Origin of the sequence: Kocuria sp. PD6 (assembly GCF_031844145.1) — a bacterium.
Lineage (GTDB): Bacteria > Actinomycetota > Actinomycetes > Actinomycetales > Micrococcaceae > Kocuria > Kocuria marina.
In genome coordinates this window covers 69,012-84,890 of sequence record NZ_JAUZUS010000010.1, presented here as the reverse complement: position 1 = coordinate 84,890, position 15,879 = coordinate 69,012, and the positions used below count along the sequence as shown (strand labels likewise).

The 15,879-nt window shown below is 69.6% G+C and carries 11 protein-coding genes and 2 tRNA genes; 5 read left to right on the top strand and 8 right to left on the bottom strand.

What is annotated here, in order from left to right; translation table 11 throughout:
* Window positions 1–5 precede the first annotated feature (5 nt).
* Both Q9R22_RS10540 and Q9R22_RS10535 read left to right on the top strand, forming a co-directional pair.
* Window positions 6–1,574: an alpha/beta hydrolase gene (locus tag Q9R22_RS10540; protein WP_131333381.1), complete on the top strand. Its 1,569-nt coding sequence runs from the start codon at window positions 6–8 to the stop codon at window positions 1,572–1,574.
* Window positions 1,575–1,700: 126 nt separating this feature from the next.
* Window positions 1,701–1,776, top strand: a tRNA-Thr gene (locus tag Q9R22_RS10535).
* Window positions 1,777–2,295: 519 nt separating this feature from the next.
* Here the strand turns inward: Q9R22_RS10535 and Q9R22_RS10530 are convergent.
* The 4 genes from Q9R22_RS10530 to Q9R22_RS10515 all read right to left on the bottom strand — a co-directional run bounded on the left by Q9R22_RS10530 (window position 2,296) and on the right by Q9R22_RS10515 (window position 6,536).
* The gene (locus Q9R22_RS10530; protein WP_131333382.1) at window positions 2,296–2,880 is read right to left on the bottom strand and encodes a hypothetical protein; all 585 of its coding nucleotides are present in this window, start codon (window positions 2,878–2,880) and stop codon (window positions 2,296–2,298) included.
* Between the two features lie 51 nt (window positions 2,881–2,931).
* Entirely contained in the window at window positions 2,932–3,150 is a 219-nt protein-coding gene (locus tag Q9R22_RS10525; RefSeq protein ID WP_064846287.1) for a YbdD/YjiX family protein, read from the bottom strand.
* Window positions 3,150–5,435: a carbon starvation CstA family protein gene (locus Q9R22_RS10520; protein WP_131333383.1), complete on the bottom strand. Its 2,286-nt coding sequence runs from the start codon at window positions 5,433–5,435 to the stop codon at window positions 3,150–3,152. Before Q9R22_RS10520 ends, Q9R22_RS10525 begins: the two co-directional genes overlap by 1 nt.
* 117 nt (window positions 5,436–5,552) lie before the next feature.
* Window positions 5,553–6,536, bottom strand: a complete 984-nt coding sequence (locus tag Q9R22_RS10515) for an NAD(P)H-quinone oxidoreductase (protein WP_131333384.1) — start codon at window positions 6,534–6,536, stop codon at window positions 5,553–5,555.
* A 182-nt stretch (window positions 6,537–6,718) separates the two neighbouring features.
* Here Q9R22_RS10515 and Q9R22_RS10510 point away from each other — a divergent pair.
* Window positions 6,719–6,806, top strand: a tRNA-Ser gene (locus Q9R22_RS10510).
* Between the two features lie 639 nt (window positions 6,807–7,445).
* On the opposite strand, the gene Q9R22_RS10505 is transcribed toward Q9R22_RS10510, so the two are convergent.
* From Q9R22_RS10505 to Q9R22_RS10495, 3 genes are all read right to left on the bottom strand, one after another.
* Window positions 7,446–9,146, bottom strand: a complete 1,701-nt coding sequence (locus tag Q9R22_RS10505) for a phospho-sugar mutase (RefSeq protein ID WP_131333385.1) — start codon at window positions 9,144–9,146, stop codon at window positions 7,446–7,448.
* Window positions 9,146–9,802 (bottom strand): deoxyribose-phosphate aldolase, encoded by a 657-nt coding sequence (deoC, locus tag Q9R22_RS10500; RefSeq protein ID WP_131333386.1) that lies wholly within the window; start codon window positions 9,800–9,802, stop codon window positions 9,146–9,148. Before deoC ends, Q9R22_RS10505 begins: the two co-directional genes overlap by 1 nt.
* Before the next feature lie 100 nt (window positions 9,803–9,902).
* Window positions 9,903–11,198, bottom strand: a complete 1,296-nt coding sequence (locus tag Q9R22_RS10495; RefSeq protein WP_131333989.1) for a thymidine phosphorylase — start codon at window positions 11,196–11,198, stop codon at window positions 9,903–9,905.
* A 122-nt stretch (window positions 11,199–11,320) separates the two neighbouring features.
* Here Q9R22_RS10495 and Q9R22_RS10490 point away from each other — a divergent pair, with 122 nt between their 5' ends.
* Together Q9R22_RS10490 and Q9R22_RS10485 are read left to right on the top strand one after the other, a co-directional pair.
* Window positions 11,321–12,595, top strand: a complete 1,275-nt coding sequence (locus tag Q9R22_RS10490; protein ID WP_242670477.1) for a NupC/NupG family nucleoside CNT transporter — start codon at window positions 11,321–11,323, stop codon at window positions 12,593–12,595.
* 33 nt (window positions 12,596–12,628) lie between these two features.
* Window positions 12,629–13,564: a sugar-binding transcriptional regulator gene (locus Q9R22_RS10485; protein WP_131333387.1), complete on the top strand. Its 936-nt coding sequence runs from the start codon at window positions 12,629–12,631 to the stop codon at window positions 13,562–13,564.
* Window positions 13,565–13,723: 159 nt separating this feature from the next.
* Here Q9R22_RS10485 and Q9R22_RS10480 read toward each other — a convergent pair whose 3' ends face one another.
* A complete protein-coding gene (locus Q9R22_RS10480; RefSeq protein ID WP_131333388.1) occupies window positions 13,724–15,727 on the bottom strand; it encodes an FAD/NAD(P)-binding protein in 2,004 nt (667 codons plus the stop codon).
* Between the last annotated feature and the right edge of the window lie 152 nt (window positions 15,728–15,879).

Here is a 15,879-nt window from a genome sequence, read left to right as displayed (position 1 = left end):
ACCCCGTGAACCGTTCCCTCCCCCGCCGCCTGGCCGTCCTGCTGTGCACCGCCGCGCTGGCCTTGACCGCGTGCGCCGATCCCTCCAGGGAGTCCGGCGCCCGTGGCAGCGCGGACCCGGACGTCACCTCCGGCGTGGACTCCGCGCTGACGTCCTACTACACCCAGACGCCGCAGTGGCGGGAGTGCACCAAGACCTCCGAACGGCAACAGTTCCCGAGCGGTCTGGAGTGTGCGGGCATCACGGTCCCCGTGGACTACGCGAACCCCTCCGCCGGTGACACCACCGTGGAGATCGCCCGGTTGAAGGCCACCGGTTCCTCCCCCGTGGGTGCCCTGTTCCTCAACCCCGGCGGTCCGGGCGGATCCGGCGTGGACATGATGGGCTCCGCAGACTACTTCACGGCCAAGGAGGTGCGCAGGAAGTACGACCTCGTGGGGTTCGACCCCCGCGGTGTGGACCGTTCGGACGGGATCCGCTGTCTCACGGATCGGGAGATGGACCAGTGGCGTTCCGAACCGGCCTTCGACCCGGGCCGGCAGTCCCTGGACGAGGTGCGGCAGAGCTCCCGGGAGATCGGTGAGAAGTGCCACGAGCACTCCTCGGCCGTGGTCTCCCACATGGACACCCAGAGCGTGGCCCGGGACCTGGACGTCCTGCGCGCCGTCCTGGACCAGCCCACGACCCACTACCTGGGGTTCTCCTACGGCACCGAGATCGGCGCCACGTACGCGCACCTGTTCCCCCAGCGTGCCGGGCGCATGGTGTTGGACGGCGCCGTGGACCCCACCCTGGACGATCGCGCCACCACGCTCGCGCAGGCCAAGGGCTTCGAGGACAACCTGCGCCACTTCGTGGCCGACTGCCAGGAGACGAACAACGACTGCGCCGTGGCCGGCGCGGACGTGGACGCGGGGATGGCCACCATCCAGCGCATGTTGCGCTCGGTGGCCCAGGACCGCCCCACGGTCTCGGACGGACGCTCCGTGACGCCGACCAATGCGATCGAGGGGATCTTGGTCCCCCTCTACTCGACCGCCTCGTACCCGCAGCTGAACTCCGCCCTGCAGCAGGCCCTGGACGGCAACCTGGACGCGCTCATGGCGTTCTCCGACTCCAACCACGGGCGTGAACCCTCCGGGAAGTACACGTCCAACGTGTCCATGGCGTTCACGGCGGTCTCCTGCCTGGACACGGTGTCCAACGACGTCACGGACGAACAGATGGCCCGGGCGGCCCGTGAGATGACGCAGCAGGCCCCCACGTTCGGTCCCTACCTGGGTTATGGTGCGGCCGCGTGCCAGGGCTGGCCGGACAAGCCCGTCAAGCCCTTGGACACGTATCGGGCGGATCTGGAGACTCCCACCCTGGTGATCGGCACGACCCACGATCCCGCCACCCCGTATCCGTGGGCCCATTCCCTGCAGCAGCAGATGGGCGATGCCCGTCTGCTCACCCACGAGGGGTACGGGCACACCGCCTACACCTCCGGCAACCCCTGCGTGACCCGCGCCGTGGACGACTACCTCCTGGACGGCACCCTGCCGGACGAGGGTGCCACGTGCGGTGACTGAGGCCCGCCGCCGGGTGCCATCCACGCGACCACCGGCCCCTGCACCCGGGTGATCCGTGATTGGTGGTGTTCCGGCCCGATCTGATATTGTTTCCGGGTGCATCTGGTCCGCAACGGTCCCGGTCACGCCGCCTTAGCTCAGTCGGTAGAGCGATTCACTCGTAATGAATAGGTCGCCGGTTCGATTCCGGCAGGCGGCTCCATGGACCATCCCCGTTCTCCCCGGCAGGACCTGCTGCGCGGAGGGCGGGGATCGTCGTTTCTGCGCCCGCTCCCTGTCTAGTGCGGCCGGCCCCTGTCACCCACCCTCCGCCGGCCGGCATCTGTGGTTTCAGGCCTGTGGGTCCTTATGCCGGTGACATATTGGCAACGATTTCGCGCAACACTTCCTAAACACAACGCTGTTCCATAACATATGTGTCAGGACGTTGTGGCTCTGGCTGCCCAATGATCCAGGACAGGGGACACCATGGTGCCCCGGGGGTTCCTTCAATCGGCCGAGATCCACGACCGACGGGCAAGGGGAACCCCCGGAGCCCCTCCCGATCCTGAGACGCCACCGTCCACCCCCACATTTGTTGCCTGCGGGCATCGGGTGCGCTGAGGGTGCAATACCTCTGAGACACCGCTCATCCGACGTGAACGTCAACCACCCAGGGGAACGTCAACCACCCCGAGAGACGTAACGGATCCGGTCACACACCCGTCACCCGGTGGGGCCCTCAATCCTGCGGCGAGTGCTCCGCATGCTCACCGAGCAGCCACTCCGCCGCAGTCACGTACTCCGTCACGACCGTTGAGCGGCGTCGGATGGCGCTCACACCCTGCGATGGTGCCGAGAGCTGTTCGGGGGGCCCAGCGGCGTCGCCCCCGGAACCTGACTCGCCCGCGAGACCCGACGTCCCCTCCCCCGCCATACCCGACGCGGACGAATGGGCATGGGAGCCCGCGGCGAACCGCGCCATGGTGAGCGCCTCCGCGGCCTGGGCCATGGAATTGCCGGCCCGGGAGAGCTGCCGGTGCACGTCCGAGAGGTAACCGTCCGTGGAGTGCGGGATGTCCTGCGAGCGCGATGGGGCGCGCACGTGCGCTTCCATGCACACGGCGCGCACCCTGGGCAACAGGTCCGCGAGGTCGTTGGCCACAGGCACGGCGGCGGCGCGCAGTTCGGGGTCGCGCACGGATTCCAGGATCTGGTGGTAGCGGTCCAGGCCGCGCTTGAAGCGGTCGTGGGCCCGGCGCCAGACGCCCTCGCCCAGTTCACGTTCGTCGCGGCGCGTGGCCCTGTAGTCGCTGAAGAAACCCACCGATACCCCTTTCCGATCCGCCACCCGCGGGCAGCAGTCCATGGTACCGCTTCAGCAGCACCGGCCCTCGGGGTGCGCCTCCTGCCAGTCCTGGTAGTCCCGCCAGAATTCGCGTTCCGTCATGAGCGGCGTCCCGCACCCCGAGGCCCGGTGGTACTGCACGTAGTGCTCGTACTTGTCCGCACCGAGCACCCCGTTGCCGAAGCGCAACGCGCCGCGCCACCACGAGCCGACGCGGGCGAGCACCGGGATCTGCGCCGCGCCCGACATCAGTGGTGTCCTCCGCCGGTGGGGGTGCGCTGCTCGATCGGCAGCGCGTCCCATTGCTTGGCCAGGGCCTTCTCGGACGGTGTGGCTCCCAGGCCCGACGGCGCGTAGAAGCGGGACTCCACGTAGGGGTCCTCGTGCGTGCGGCGCTCGTGCCCGCGCAACGCCTTGACGGCCTCCACGACGGCCATGATCACCACGATGATCGTGAGCACCACGAAGAGGATGGACAGGGTGCCCTGCACGAACGTGTTGCGCACGACCGCTTCCATAGCCTCCACGTTCTTGGCGGTCCCGAAGCTCGTCTGTCCCTGGGCCAGTGCGTCCTTGAACGCGAAGTGGTTGGCCCAGTAGCCCACCTTGGGGTCCGGGGAGAAGATCTTCTGCCAGGACCCCGTGACGGTGACCAGGACGTCGAATGCGAGCGGCAGCAGGATGATCCACAGGTACTTGAAGCGGTGCAGGTTGGCCGCTATGGCCAGACACACCGCGAGCGCGATGGCCGCGAGCAGCTGGTTGGCGATGCCGAACAGCGGGAAGAACGTGTTGATACCGCCCAGCGGGTCCGTGACGCCCAGGATCAGGATGGATCCCCAGCCGGCGACCATGATGGCCGTGGTGAGCCACGCACCCGCGCGCCAATCGGCGTCGCGGAACTTGGGGATGAAGTTGCCCAGGGTGTCGGTGAGCATGAAGCGGGCCACACGCGTGCCGGCGTCCACCGCGGTGAGGATGAACAGGGCCTCGAACATGATCGCGAAGTGGTACCAGAAGCTCATCATGGAGGCCCCGCCGAGCCACTGGTGCATGATGTGCGACAGCCCGAGCGCGAGGGTGGGTGCGCCACCCGTGCGGGAGATGATGGTCTCTTCGCCCACGGCGTCCGCGGTGCCCTGCAGCAGTTCCGGGGTCACGTGCACGCCGGAGAGACCCAGCGAGTTCACGAACGCCGCGGCGCCCTCCACGGTGCCCATGGTGGCCGCCGGGGAGGAGTTCATCGCGAAGTAGATGCCGCGGTCGATCGACACCGCCGCCACGAGCGCCATGATGGCCACGAAGGACTCCATGAGCATGCCGCCGTACCCGATGAACCGGGTCTGGCGTTCCTTCTCGATCATCTTGGGCGTGGTCCCGGATGCGATCAGGGCGTGGAACCCGGAGAGCGCACCGCACGCGATGGTCACAAACAGGAACGGGAACAGAGAGCCGGAGAACACGGGCCCGTCCGAACGGCCCGCGAACTCGCTGACCGCGGGGACTGTGATCTCGGGGCGCACCACCACGATGGCGGCGGCGAGCAGTACGATGGTGCCCACCTTCATGAACGTGGAGAGGTAGTCGCGCGGGGACAGCAGCAACCACACGGGTAGCACGGCTGCGATGAAACCGTAGACGATCACGCACCACGCGAGGGTCACACGGTCCAGGGTGAACAATTGGGCGCCGAGGTCCGTGCCCGCGACCCAGCCACCGGTAACGATCGCGGCCATGAGCAGGACGAACCCGATGATCGAGACCTCCATGACCTTGCCCGGGCGCAAGTACCGCAGGTAGACACCCATGAACAGCGCGATGGGGATCGTCATCCCCACGGAGAACACACCCCACGGCGACTCGCCCAGGGCGTTGACCACCACGAGCGCGAGGATGGCCACGATGATGATCATGATCGCCAAGGTCGCGATGATGGCGGCGTACCCGCCCACCACGCCGAGCTCCTCACGGGCCATCTGGCCCAGGGAACGGCCACCGCGGCGCATGGAGAAGAAGAGCACCAGGTAGTCCTGGACCGCACCGGCCAGGATCACGCCCACGATGATCCAGATGGTCCCGGGGAGGTAGCCCATCTGGGCGGCCAACACCGGTCCCACGAGCGGGCCCGCGCCGGCGATGGCCGCGAAGTGGTGGCCGTAGAGCACCCGCCGGTCGGTGGGCATGAAGTCCTTGCCGTTGGCGTTGTACTCCGCCGGCGTAGCGCGACGGTCGTCCGGGCGGGTCAGCTTCCGTTCGATGAACTTGGAGTAGAAGCGGTACGCGATGAAGTAGCTGCACACCGCCGCGAAGACGAACCAGATGGCGTTGATGGACTCACCACGCGCGAACGCGATCATGGCCCATGCGATCGCGCCCAGCAGGGCGATGCCCGCCCAGATCACGATCCGCAGCGGGGTCCAGCGAGTCTGCTCGTGTTCCAGGACCTCGGGGTCCACGTGATTGGGGGGAAGGTCGGTGCGACCCTCGCCCGCGGGCCGGGGTGCGCCCGCCGATTGCTGATGTGTGGTGCTCATGGGGAAGGCTCCGGATCTCGTGCCAACACGCTGGCAGAAGCGTGAGATTGTTGGCACGAGTGTATGCGAGCGGGACCACATTGTCCCGGCATTGGCACCCTGTCGCGGGCACCCCGATCACACGGTCAGCAGCACCTTGCCCACGTGCGATCCGCTGTCGAAGTACTCGTGCGCTTCACGCACCTGGTCGAGCGGGAACGTGCGCGCGACCAGGGGGCGCACCTGTCCGGACGCCACGAGCGGCCACACGTATTCGCGCACCGCCGCCATGATCCGCGCCTTCTCGTCCGCCGGGCGTGCCCGCAGGGTCGTACCGATCACCGCGGCCCGCTTGTTGAGCAACCGTCCCACGTTGAGTTCGCCCTTGATCCCGCCCTGCATCCCGATGATCACGATGCGCCCGTTCGTCGCCACGGCCCGGAGGTTGGGGTCGAGGTACTTGGCGCCGACGACGTCCAGGATCACGTCCGCGCCGTGGCCGTCCGTGAGTTCGTGGACCCGGTCCACGAAGTCCTCGTCCTTGTAGTTGATGGGCGTGGCGCCGAGCTCGCTCACGACGCGCATCTTCTCGTCACTGCCCACGGTCGCCAGCACCGTAAGCCCCAGGGCGCGGGCCACCTGGATCGCGTGCGTCCCGATCCCGCCCGCTCCGCCGTGGACGAGCAGGGTTTCCCCCTCCCGGGCCGCGGCGGCCATGAACACGTTGGAGAATACGGTCGCTGCCACCTCGGGCAGCCCCGCCGCGGCGACCGGGTCCACACCGTCGGGCAGCGGGAGGACCTGCCGCCACGGCGCGACCACGCGTTCGGCGTAGCCGCCCGAGTCCACCAGGGCGACGACGCTGTCGCCCACCGCGAGACCCGCCGCCTCCGGGACGTCCGCCCCGAGTTCCACGACCGTGCCCGACACCTCCAGGCCGAAGATGTCCGTGGCGTCCGGCGGGACGGGGTAGTTGCCGTTGCGCTGCAGGACGTCCGCGCGATTGAGCCCCGCGGCGGTCACGGCGATCAGGACCCCCTCTGGGGTCAGCTGCGGCTCGGCGGTCTCCGCGGCCTCGAGGACCTCCGGGCCCCCCGATCGGACATCGCGTACTGCTCGCATGGCACTTCCTTCTCTGACGACGGCGTTGTACCCCATCCTCCCGCAGCGGCATCACCCGCGCCAGGGGCGCACCACCGCACCCCTCCCTCCCTGCACCGCGCCGAGGGCATTGGCCCCCCGGGCGCGGCGCATGGAATAATGGCGATTCGTTCGCCCGCGCCGCCGCGGGAGCGCGCGACACTGGAAGGTTGTCCGAGCGGCCTAAGGAGCTGGTCTTGAAAACCAGTGTGCGGTAACCCCGTACCAAGGGTTCAAATCCCTTACCTTCCGCCCAGTTCGAAGGCCCCGGATTCCTGTTCCGTCAGGTATCCGGGGCCTTCGTATGTCCGGCCCTACTGGCACGGATCGGTCGCCCCACCAGCCCTCGGGTTCATGGGGCGCGCGGCGGTCCGCCAAGGTCGCCCCACGTCAGAGAAAGTTTGTCGTTTGCATGGGTCCTGGCCGCCTCCGAAATAGACAGCAGGCTGTGAGTTGCCTCACAGTTCGGCCCGCACCCATCCAGCCAAAAGGCCATCCTCATGAAGAGGTCCGCTCTCCTCGCCCTTCCTACTCTCACCCTGGGGGCTCTGGCGCTCACACCCGCGGCCGCGGGTGCCGTGAACCCGATGAACCCCGCGCTGCCCCTGGCCACGGACGTGCCCATCGCGTGCGGCGAGTTCGTGTCCTCGCACATGGTGATGCCCGGAGGCCCCGCCGACACCGGGACAGACGGGACCGGGCGTGGTGCTGGGCCACGTGAACGCCGCGGGCGGTGGGCCAGGCGTCTTCGCGGACCCGCAACTGCGGCTCATCACGTGCGACCGCTACGATCCCGCCACCGGCACCTTCGACGAGAATCTCGTGGCCCACGCGACCCTCGTCACCGGGGAACCACCCAGCGGTTCCCGAAGTGCAGTCCGGGCGCGGAGCTCAGAGCCCCACGACCTCCCGCAGCTGTTCACTGATCCGCTCGAGCCGCGCCGAGGCCTCCTCGCGGGGAACGGCACCGTTCTCGGGAACCGGGAGGACGACCTCGAGGTAGCACTTGAGCTTGGGTTCGGTCCCGGAGGGCCGCACGATCACGCGGTCATCGGCCTCGGTGCGGATGAGGATCCCCTCGGTGGGCAGCATCTCGGGCCCGCCCTTGGACAGATCCGTGTACTCGACCACAGACGAGCCCGCGATCTCCCGCGGCGGGTTCTCCCGCAGCCGGTCCAGCCCGCGGGTGATGAGCGAGAGATCCGCCACCCGGAACGTCAACGGCGCGGTCGCGTAGAGCCCGTGGAGCGTGGCGAGCCGGTCCAGTTCCTGCTGCACCGTGGCGCCCCGGTCCTTGAGAGCGGCCACGTAGGAGGCCACCCGCACGGCCGTGGAGATCCCGTCCTTGTCACGCACGGCGCTGGGATCGGTGCAATAGCCGATGGCTTCCTCGTACCCGAAACGCAGCCCGGGGGTGCGGGCGATCCACTTGAACCCCGTGAGGGTCTGACGGAACGAGAGCCCGTGGTGCTCGGCGATCCGCCCGAGCAACCGCCCGGAGACGATCGAGCACGCGAGGGTGTCCCCCGCGCGATCGGGATCCGCTGCGGCGTTCTCCCCCAGCAACGCGCCGAGCTCGTCGCCGCTCAGTCGCCGCCAGTCACGTGCGGGATCGCCCGTGCCTGCGCCCGTGGGGATCGCGACGGCGCAGCGGTCCGCGTCCGGGTCCAGGGCGATCGCGACGTCCGCGTCCTGGTCCGCTGCGAGTGCCACGAGCAGGTCCATGGCCCCGGGTTCCTCCGGATTGGGAAAGGCCACGGTCGGGAAGTCGGGATCCGGCTCGGCCTGTTCGGCCACCACGGAGACCCGCTCGAAACCGGCGCCACGCAGTACGGCGAGCGCGGTGTCCAGGCCCACGCCGTGCATGGGGGTCAGCGCGATGGAGATCTCGGAACGGGCCTCGGGGTCGCGCAGGCACCCGGCGCGTTCGATGTAGCCGGCGACCAGATCGGCGTGGGCGGCTGAAACACGCGAGGAGTCCCGGGGAACGCGATCCGCGGGAGGGGCGGCGGCCATGTGCTCAGCGATCAGGGCGTCGTCCGGGGGCACGATCTGCACGCCGCGCTCGTCGTCGGAGCCCACCGCGCGACCGCCCAGGTAGACCTTGTACCCGTTGTCCGCGGGCGGGTTGTGGGACGCGGTGACCATGACGCCGGCGTCCGCGCCCAGTTGTCGCACGGCGTAGGCCACGAGCGGGGTGGGCAGCCGGGACGGCAACCGCACGGCCCGGCATCCGGCGGCGGAGAAGACCGCAGCGGCGTCGGCGGCGAAGTCCTCGGAACCGTGGCGCGCATCGCACCCGACCACGACCAGGGGCGCGGGCCCCACGCGCTCCGTGAGGAAGGAGGCGAGCCCGGCGCTCGCGCGGATCACTACCGCGCGGTTCATCCGCGATTCCCCCGCGCCCACGGCCGCGCGCAGCCCGGCGGTGCCGAACACGAGCGGTCCGGAGAAGCGCGAGTCGAGCTCGGCGAGCGCGGGCTCGTCACCGGAGGCGGCGGCGTTCGACAGCTCGGTGAGTTCGTCGCGGGTCGCGGGATCGGGGTCGTGCTCGACCCACTGCCGCACCCGCTCGAGCAGCTGGTCGCTCATCAGGAATCGAGCCCCTCGAGCACCGCACGGGTCCCGGACAGCCCGAGGCGCGTGGCGCCGGCGTCGATCATGGCCAGCGCGGCCTCGGTCGTGCGGATCCCGCCGGAGGCCTTCACGCCCAGGCGCCCACCCACGGTCTCGGCCATGAGGCGCACCGCCTCGACCGACGCCCCGCCCGCGGGGTGGAAGCCCGTGGACGTCTTGACGAAGTCCGCGCCGGCGGCCTCGGCCTCGCGGCACGCGGCCACGATCTGATCGTCGGTCAGGGCCGCGGACTCGATGATCACCTTGAGCACCGAGGGCGCGGGGCACGCCGCGCGCACGGCCTCGATGTCGTCGCGCACGCCGTCCCAGTCCCCCGCGACGGCGAGGCCCAGGTTGATGACCATGTCCACCTCGTCCGCGCCGTTCGCCACGGACACGGCTGCCTCCGCGGCCTTGATCTGGGCGGGGTGCGCGCCGGACGGGAAGCCGCACACGGTCGCGAGCTTGACCCCCTCGGGCAGGTCCACGTCCAGCCGGGACGGGGAGACACAGATGGAGTACGTCCCGAGTTCACCCGCCTCCCGGGCGAGCTCGGCGACCTGATCGGCGGTGGACTCGGGCTTGAGCAGGGTGTGGTCGACCATGGCGGCCAGTTCTTCACGGGTGATCATGCGGTTCTCCTCGCGGGGGTGGTGCGGCGCGGTGACAATGCACCACGGTGGGGCGACGACGCCCGGTCCCCGAGCGTCGTCGTTGCGGTCGGACGGTGGGTCAGGCGATGCGATCCAGCACGACGTCGTCGCGCGCCCCTGTGCCCTCGGCGGCATCGGGGTCGATCGTGGCGCCGCCGTGGAGGGACTCGAGCGCGCGCTCGAAGCGGTCGGGGGTGTCGGTGTGCAGGGTGAACAGCTTCTGGCCCTTACTCACACGCTCGCCGGGCACCGCGTGGATCTCCACGCCGGCGCCGGCCTGGACGGGGTCGCCCTGCCGGGCGCGGCCAGCACCCAGTCGCCAGGACGCCACGCCCACGGACATCGCGTCCATCTCGATGAGCACGCCCGAGGTCTCGGCCAGCACGTCCTGCGTGTGCTCCGCCTGCGGCAGCTGGGCGTCCGGGTCCCCGCCCTGGGCGGCGACCATGCGCTTCCACGTGTCCATCGCGCGGCCGTCGCGCAGGGCCTCCTCGACGTCCGCGTCGTGCACGCCGGCCGCCGCGAGCATCTCGCGGGCCAACGCCACGGTCAGGCGCACGACGTCGCTCGGGCCACCCCCGGCCAGCACCTCGACCGATTCGCGCACCTCCAGGGCGTTGCCCACGGTGCGCCCCAGCGGGCGGGACATGTCGGTGAGCAGGGCCACGGTGTCCACACCGTGGTCCTTGCCGAGCTCGACCATGGTGCGCGCGAGTTCGCGGGCGTCCTCCTCCGCCTTCATGAACGCACCCGGGCCGGTCTTGACGTCCAGGACCAGGGCCCCGGTGCCCTCGGCGATCTTCTTGGACATGATCGAGGAGGCGATCAGCGGGATGCACTCCACGGTGGAGGTGGTGTCACGCAGCGCGTAGAGCTTCTTGTCCGCGGGGGCCAGGCCGGTTCCGGCGGCGCAGATCACCGCACCCACGGTGTCCAGGATGTCCATCATCTCGGCGTTGCTCAGATCCGCACGCCACCCGGGGATGGCCTCCATCTTGTCCAGGGTCCCACCGGTGTGCCCGAGCCCCCGCCCGGACAGCTGCGGGACGGCCACCCCGAAGCTCGCGACGAGCGGGGCGAGCGGCAGCGTGATCTTGTCCCCCACGCCACCCGTGGAGTGCTTGTCCGCCGTGGGGCGGGACAGCTCCCCGAAGTTCATGCGCTCGCCCGAATCGATCATGGCCTGGGTCCAGTGCGAGATCTCCGCTCGGTCCATCCCGTTGAGGAAGATCGCCATGGCCAGTGCGGACATCTGCTCGTCCGCGACCGCGCCGCGCGTGTAGGCGTCGATCACCCAGTCGATGGCCTCGGGGGACAGCGTCTCGCGGTCCCGTTTCATGCGGATGACGTCGACGGCGTCGAACGCTTCAACCACCGTGATCACTCCCTCGTGTAGCTGCGGCACGGTGTCGTGTCGGCGCCGGGCGTCCCAGGACACGACCTGTCCTGCAATCCTAGGCGGCGTATCGGAAAATATGTCAATTATAGTTTTGACAAATGTTCGCACCGCGGCGGATCCCGTCGCGGCGCCGGAAGTCGAAAGCTGGGGTCACCGTGGACCGTTTCCAGGGCCTGGTGGGGATCGTCCTCATCCTGGGCATCATCATTCTCCTATCCCGCCACCGCACCGCGATCAAGTGGCGCACCCTGGCGGTGGGACTGCTGTTGCAGGTGGGCGTGGCGCTGCTGATCCTCAAGTGGGGTCCGGGCTACGAGGCCCTGAAATGGTTCTCCGGCCTGGTCCAGGGACTGATCGGGTTCACGAACGAGGGCACGCAGTTCGTCTTCGGCGGGCTGCTCAGTGACAACAACGGGTTCGTGTTCGCGCTCAGTGTGCTGCCCGTGATCATCTTCCTGGGTGCCGTGATCGGTGCGTTGTACTACCTGCGGGTCATCCAGGTCTTCGTGCACGTGTTGGGCACGACGCTGAACAAGATCATGGGCACGTCCAAGATCGAGTCCGTGTTCGCGTCCACCGTGATCTTCCTGGGCCAGAGCGAGGCACCGCTCATGATCAAGCCGTACCTGAGCAAGCTCACCCGCTCCGAACTGTTCGCGTGTATGACCGGTGGGTTCGCCGCCGTGGCCGGATCGACCCTCGTGGGGTACTCCCTGCTGGGCGCACCGCTGCCCTACTTGCTCGCCGCGTCTGTGATGAACGCCCCCGGTTCCCTGCTCGTGGCCAAGGCCCTCATGCCCGAGACCGAGACCTCCGTGGCCTCCGTGAACACGCTGAAGGTCCGGGACACCGAGTCCAAGAACCTGATCGACGCGATCGGCAACGGCGCCATCAGCGGCGGCCGGATCGCCGTGATCGTGGGCTGCCTGCTGATCGCGTTCATCGCGCTGATCGCCTTGGTCTCCGCCGTGCTCGGCTGGATCGGCTCACTCTTCGGTTTCGAGGGCTGGTCCCTCGAGGGGCTGTTCGGGATCATCTTCGCGCCGCTCGCGTGGGCCCTGGGCGTGCCGTGGCAGGACGCCGCACAGGTGGGCAACTTCATCGGCCAGAAGACCATCCTCAACGAGTTCGTGGGCTACACCGCGTTCGGCCCGGAGATCCCCAACCTGGATCCCCAGTCCGTGCTGATCACCACGTTCGCGCTCGCGGGCTTCGCCAACCTGTCCTCGATCGCGATCCAGATCGGTTCCATCGGCGGGCTGGCCCCGGACCGGCGCGCGGACGTGGCCCAGCTGGGCTTGTTCGCCCTGCTCGGTGGGTTCCTCACGAACATGCTCAACGCCGCGCTCGTCGGCGTGATCATGGGGCTGTGACGTGGCTGCACGGCCGGTGACCGGAGCGCCGTCGTGGACCTGACCGCGCGGGACGTCCAGTCCCTGGAGGCGGCCCGGCTCTACCACGAACGCGGCCTGTCCCAGGCGGAGGTGGCCCGGACACTGGCCATGTCCCGCCCCACGGTGTCCAAACTGCTGCAGCACGCGCGCGAGCGCGGTTTCGTGAGCATCGAGATCCGGGACCCCCGCACGGTGTCCACGGACGTGGGGCGCGAGCTGTGCTCCGCGTTCGGGCTCGCCCAGGCCACCGTGGTGGCCGATGCGGAGACCGAGCACGAGTTGCTGCACAACCTGGGTGTCGCCGGGGCGCGGATGCTCGAGGAGAATGTGGCCGACGGCGATCTCGTGGGCATCACGTGGGGTCGCACCATGCGCGCCGTGGCCCAGGCGCTGACCCCCCAACCGCGTAGCGGCGTGCACATGGTCCAGCTCAAAGGCGGCAGCAGCCTGGCCTCACCGGCGGCGGGGCACTTCGAGACCGTGCGGATGTTCTGCACCGCGTTCAACGCCTACCCCCACACGCTGCCCCTCCCGGCGCTCTTCGACAGCCCCGAGGTCAAACGTCTCGTGGCGCAGGACCGGCACATCGAGTACGTCCTGGACCTGGGCCGCAGCGCCCGGGTGGCGGTGTTCACCGTGGGCTCCGCCGGACGGGACGCACCCCTGCTCGCACGCGACTACCTGACCACCGAGGAGCGGGAAGGGGTCGCGCAGCGCGCGGTGGGTGACCTGTGTTCGCACTTCATTGACGACGCCGGCAACCCCGCCGTGCCCGAGCTCGACGCCCGCACCGTGGCCATCCCCCTGGACTCCCTGCGGCACAAGGAGATCCGGATCTGCGTGGCCGGCGGCGCGGCGAAGACCCCGGTCCTGCGCGCGGCATTGCGGGCCGGGTACGTGTCCCACCTCGTCACCGACGAACGCACCGCCCGCGCCGTCCTGGGCTGAGCCGGCGGCGCGGTTGTGGTGGGACCCGCATGGTTCGGCGCGATCCCGGCCGGGTCGACCTGATTCCGGCGGTGTCGGCCCGAGCCCACCCGTCCCGGCCCCATGGCGCGCAGTTGCTCCGCGCACGGTCACTCCCCGTATGACGCCGCCCGCGCCGGATCACTGCCGCGCGCGCGGCTCCCCCAGGATCTCCCGGGCGATGGCGTCCGCGTCCGCGATGGTCCGGGCACCCAGGTGGGCCGGTGCACCGGCCTCGGCCGCGATCGACACACCCCACTGCACCGAGGACAGTTGCAGACCGATCACGTGGATGCCGGGTTCCACCGCGTCTTTGTCCCCCACGGCGCGGTAGACGAACGAGCCGGCCGCGGCGTCGTCGTCGTGGGCACCCCGCGGACGCTCGCGCGAGACGTCCAGACCCGTGCTCGTCTCGGGGCTCGCGCCGTCGCGCGTCTCCATGAGTTTCGCGCGCACCAGGCCGCGCTCGTGCATGTGCGTGAGCAGCGGGGAGATGTTGCGGTGGACGTCGTTACTCGGGGACATGGCCTCGATCATCCACCGTGAGCGCACGGGTGCCGCCTCGACCCACGGGGACGCGGCCACGAAGTAACCCTCGGAGCGGTCCACGACGAAGCGCGGTTCGGGGCCCAGGAACCGCACGATCCCTGCGCGGGTCAGCGCGGCGAGCTGCTGGATCCGCAGCACGGGCGGTCCGGAGGCCAGCCCCTCCACGAAGGGTTCGAACTCGCGCTGCAGCTCGTGGACCCAGGACGAGTCCGAGATGCCGATCTCCGCAAGGACGCACTTGAGCACGCTGCGCGCGGCATTGAGGGACGCGATCGCCATCTTGACGGGATCGTCCTCACCCTGCAGGGACCCGTGGACGTCCCGGTCCAGGTAGTGCACCACGGCGGCCGCGTACTCGTCGTGGCTCGCGAAGCTCACGTCCTCGAAGGGCCGAGCGAGCCGGGCCTGCTGCAGTTGCCGCCCGGGGACCACCGAGTCCGAGATCAGCGCGTCGCTCTTGCGCGCCCAGTTCACGTCCGTGCGATCCGTGAGGATTTCATCCAGCTGGTCCAGGAACGCCCGGGGGTCCCCCAGGAACGCGTCCGGTGCCGTGCGCGCGAGCACCACGTAGTAGTTCCACACGGCGTCCTTGCGGATCAGGGGTCCGAGTTGCCGGTCGAAGGACAGCTCGCCGGGGCTCGAGGCCGCAACGTGGCGCACCGCGTCCACGGTGAAGAAGCGGGTCTGCAACGACGCCGCGTAGTACCCCCGGAGCCGCGGCTTCGCCCGGTACGGCGTTCCGCGACGCGAGCCCGCCACGATCTTCGGTTCCCGTCCGGAGGGGTGGTACACCAACCGTTCGGGGTTGTCCAGATCGGTCGTGAAGCGACCTCCCCGCCCCTCGGTGAGCTGGGCGAGCGCGTCGCAGAAGTTCAGGCCCATGCCCCGCACGAGCACCGTCTCGCCGTGCGGTAGATCGGGCCACGCGGCGTCCGCGGGCACGGTGGGCGGCCAGTACGTCAGTCCGTGTTCGGCGGCGCCGTCCACGAGTTCCTTCTGGGACGGACGCAGGTGCGCGTCCAGGTGGCCCAGCGCGAGCACGACAGCGTCCGCGGGCAGCACCACACCGCCCGCGAGTTCCACGGAGTAGCGATGACGCCCGTCCGTCCTGACCCACGCGTCCACGGCCTCGGCGCGGTGCACCGCGAGCTCCACGGTGCGCGGCAGGTTCTCCCGCAGGGTCGCGAAGACCCACGCGAGGTAGCGCCCGTACGTGGCGCGCGGCGGGTACCCCTGCGGGGTCAGCCGCGCGAGTTGGTCGCGTTGCTCGTCCGTGAGCGGGCTCACCGGGGTGATCTCCCCGGCGACGACGCCGCGGCGCCACCGTTCGAAGCTCACCCCCCGCAGGGGCTCCAGCGCGGGGACTGCCAATGCGCCGTCGGCGGCGATCACGGTGGGGAAAAGAGAAGGGGTGTTCATGAGGAACAGCTCCGACTGGTCGGTGCGCCACACGTGCCCCGGTCCGGGAGGGAAAGGATCCACCAGGTCCACGTGGACGCGGATCCCGTGGGCCGCGGAGTGCGCCGCGAGCCGTTCCACCACGGACAGACCTCTGGGGCCCGCTCCCACCACCACCACGCGTTGCTGAATCACCACGTCCTTCAGGATAACGAAGGGTGACCCCCGTTCGGGCCGGGCATGAATCCGACGTGGACGTCCGGCCGGTGTCGCGCTCGAGTGCTCGACGGACCGACCAGCACACCACCCGCGGGCGTGCCGAGGGCCTGGCGAACCGCTCCCGATGCGCA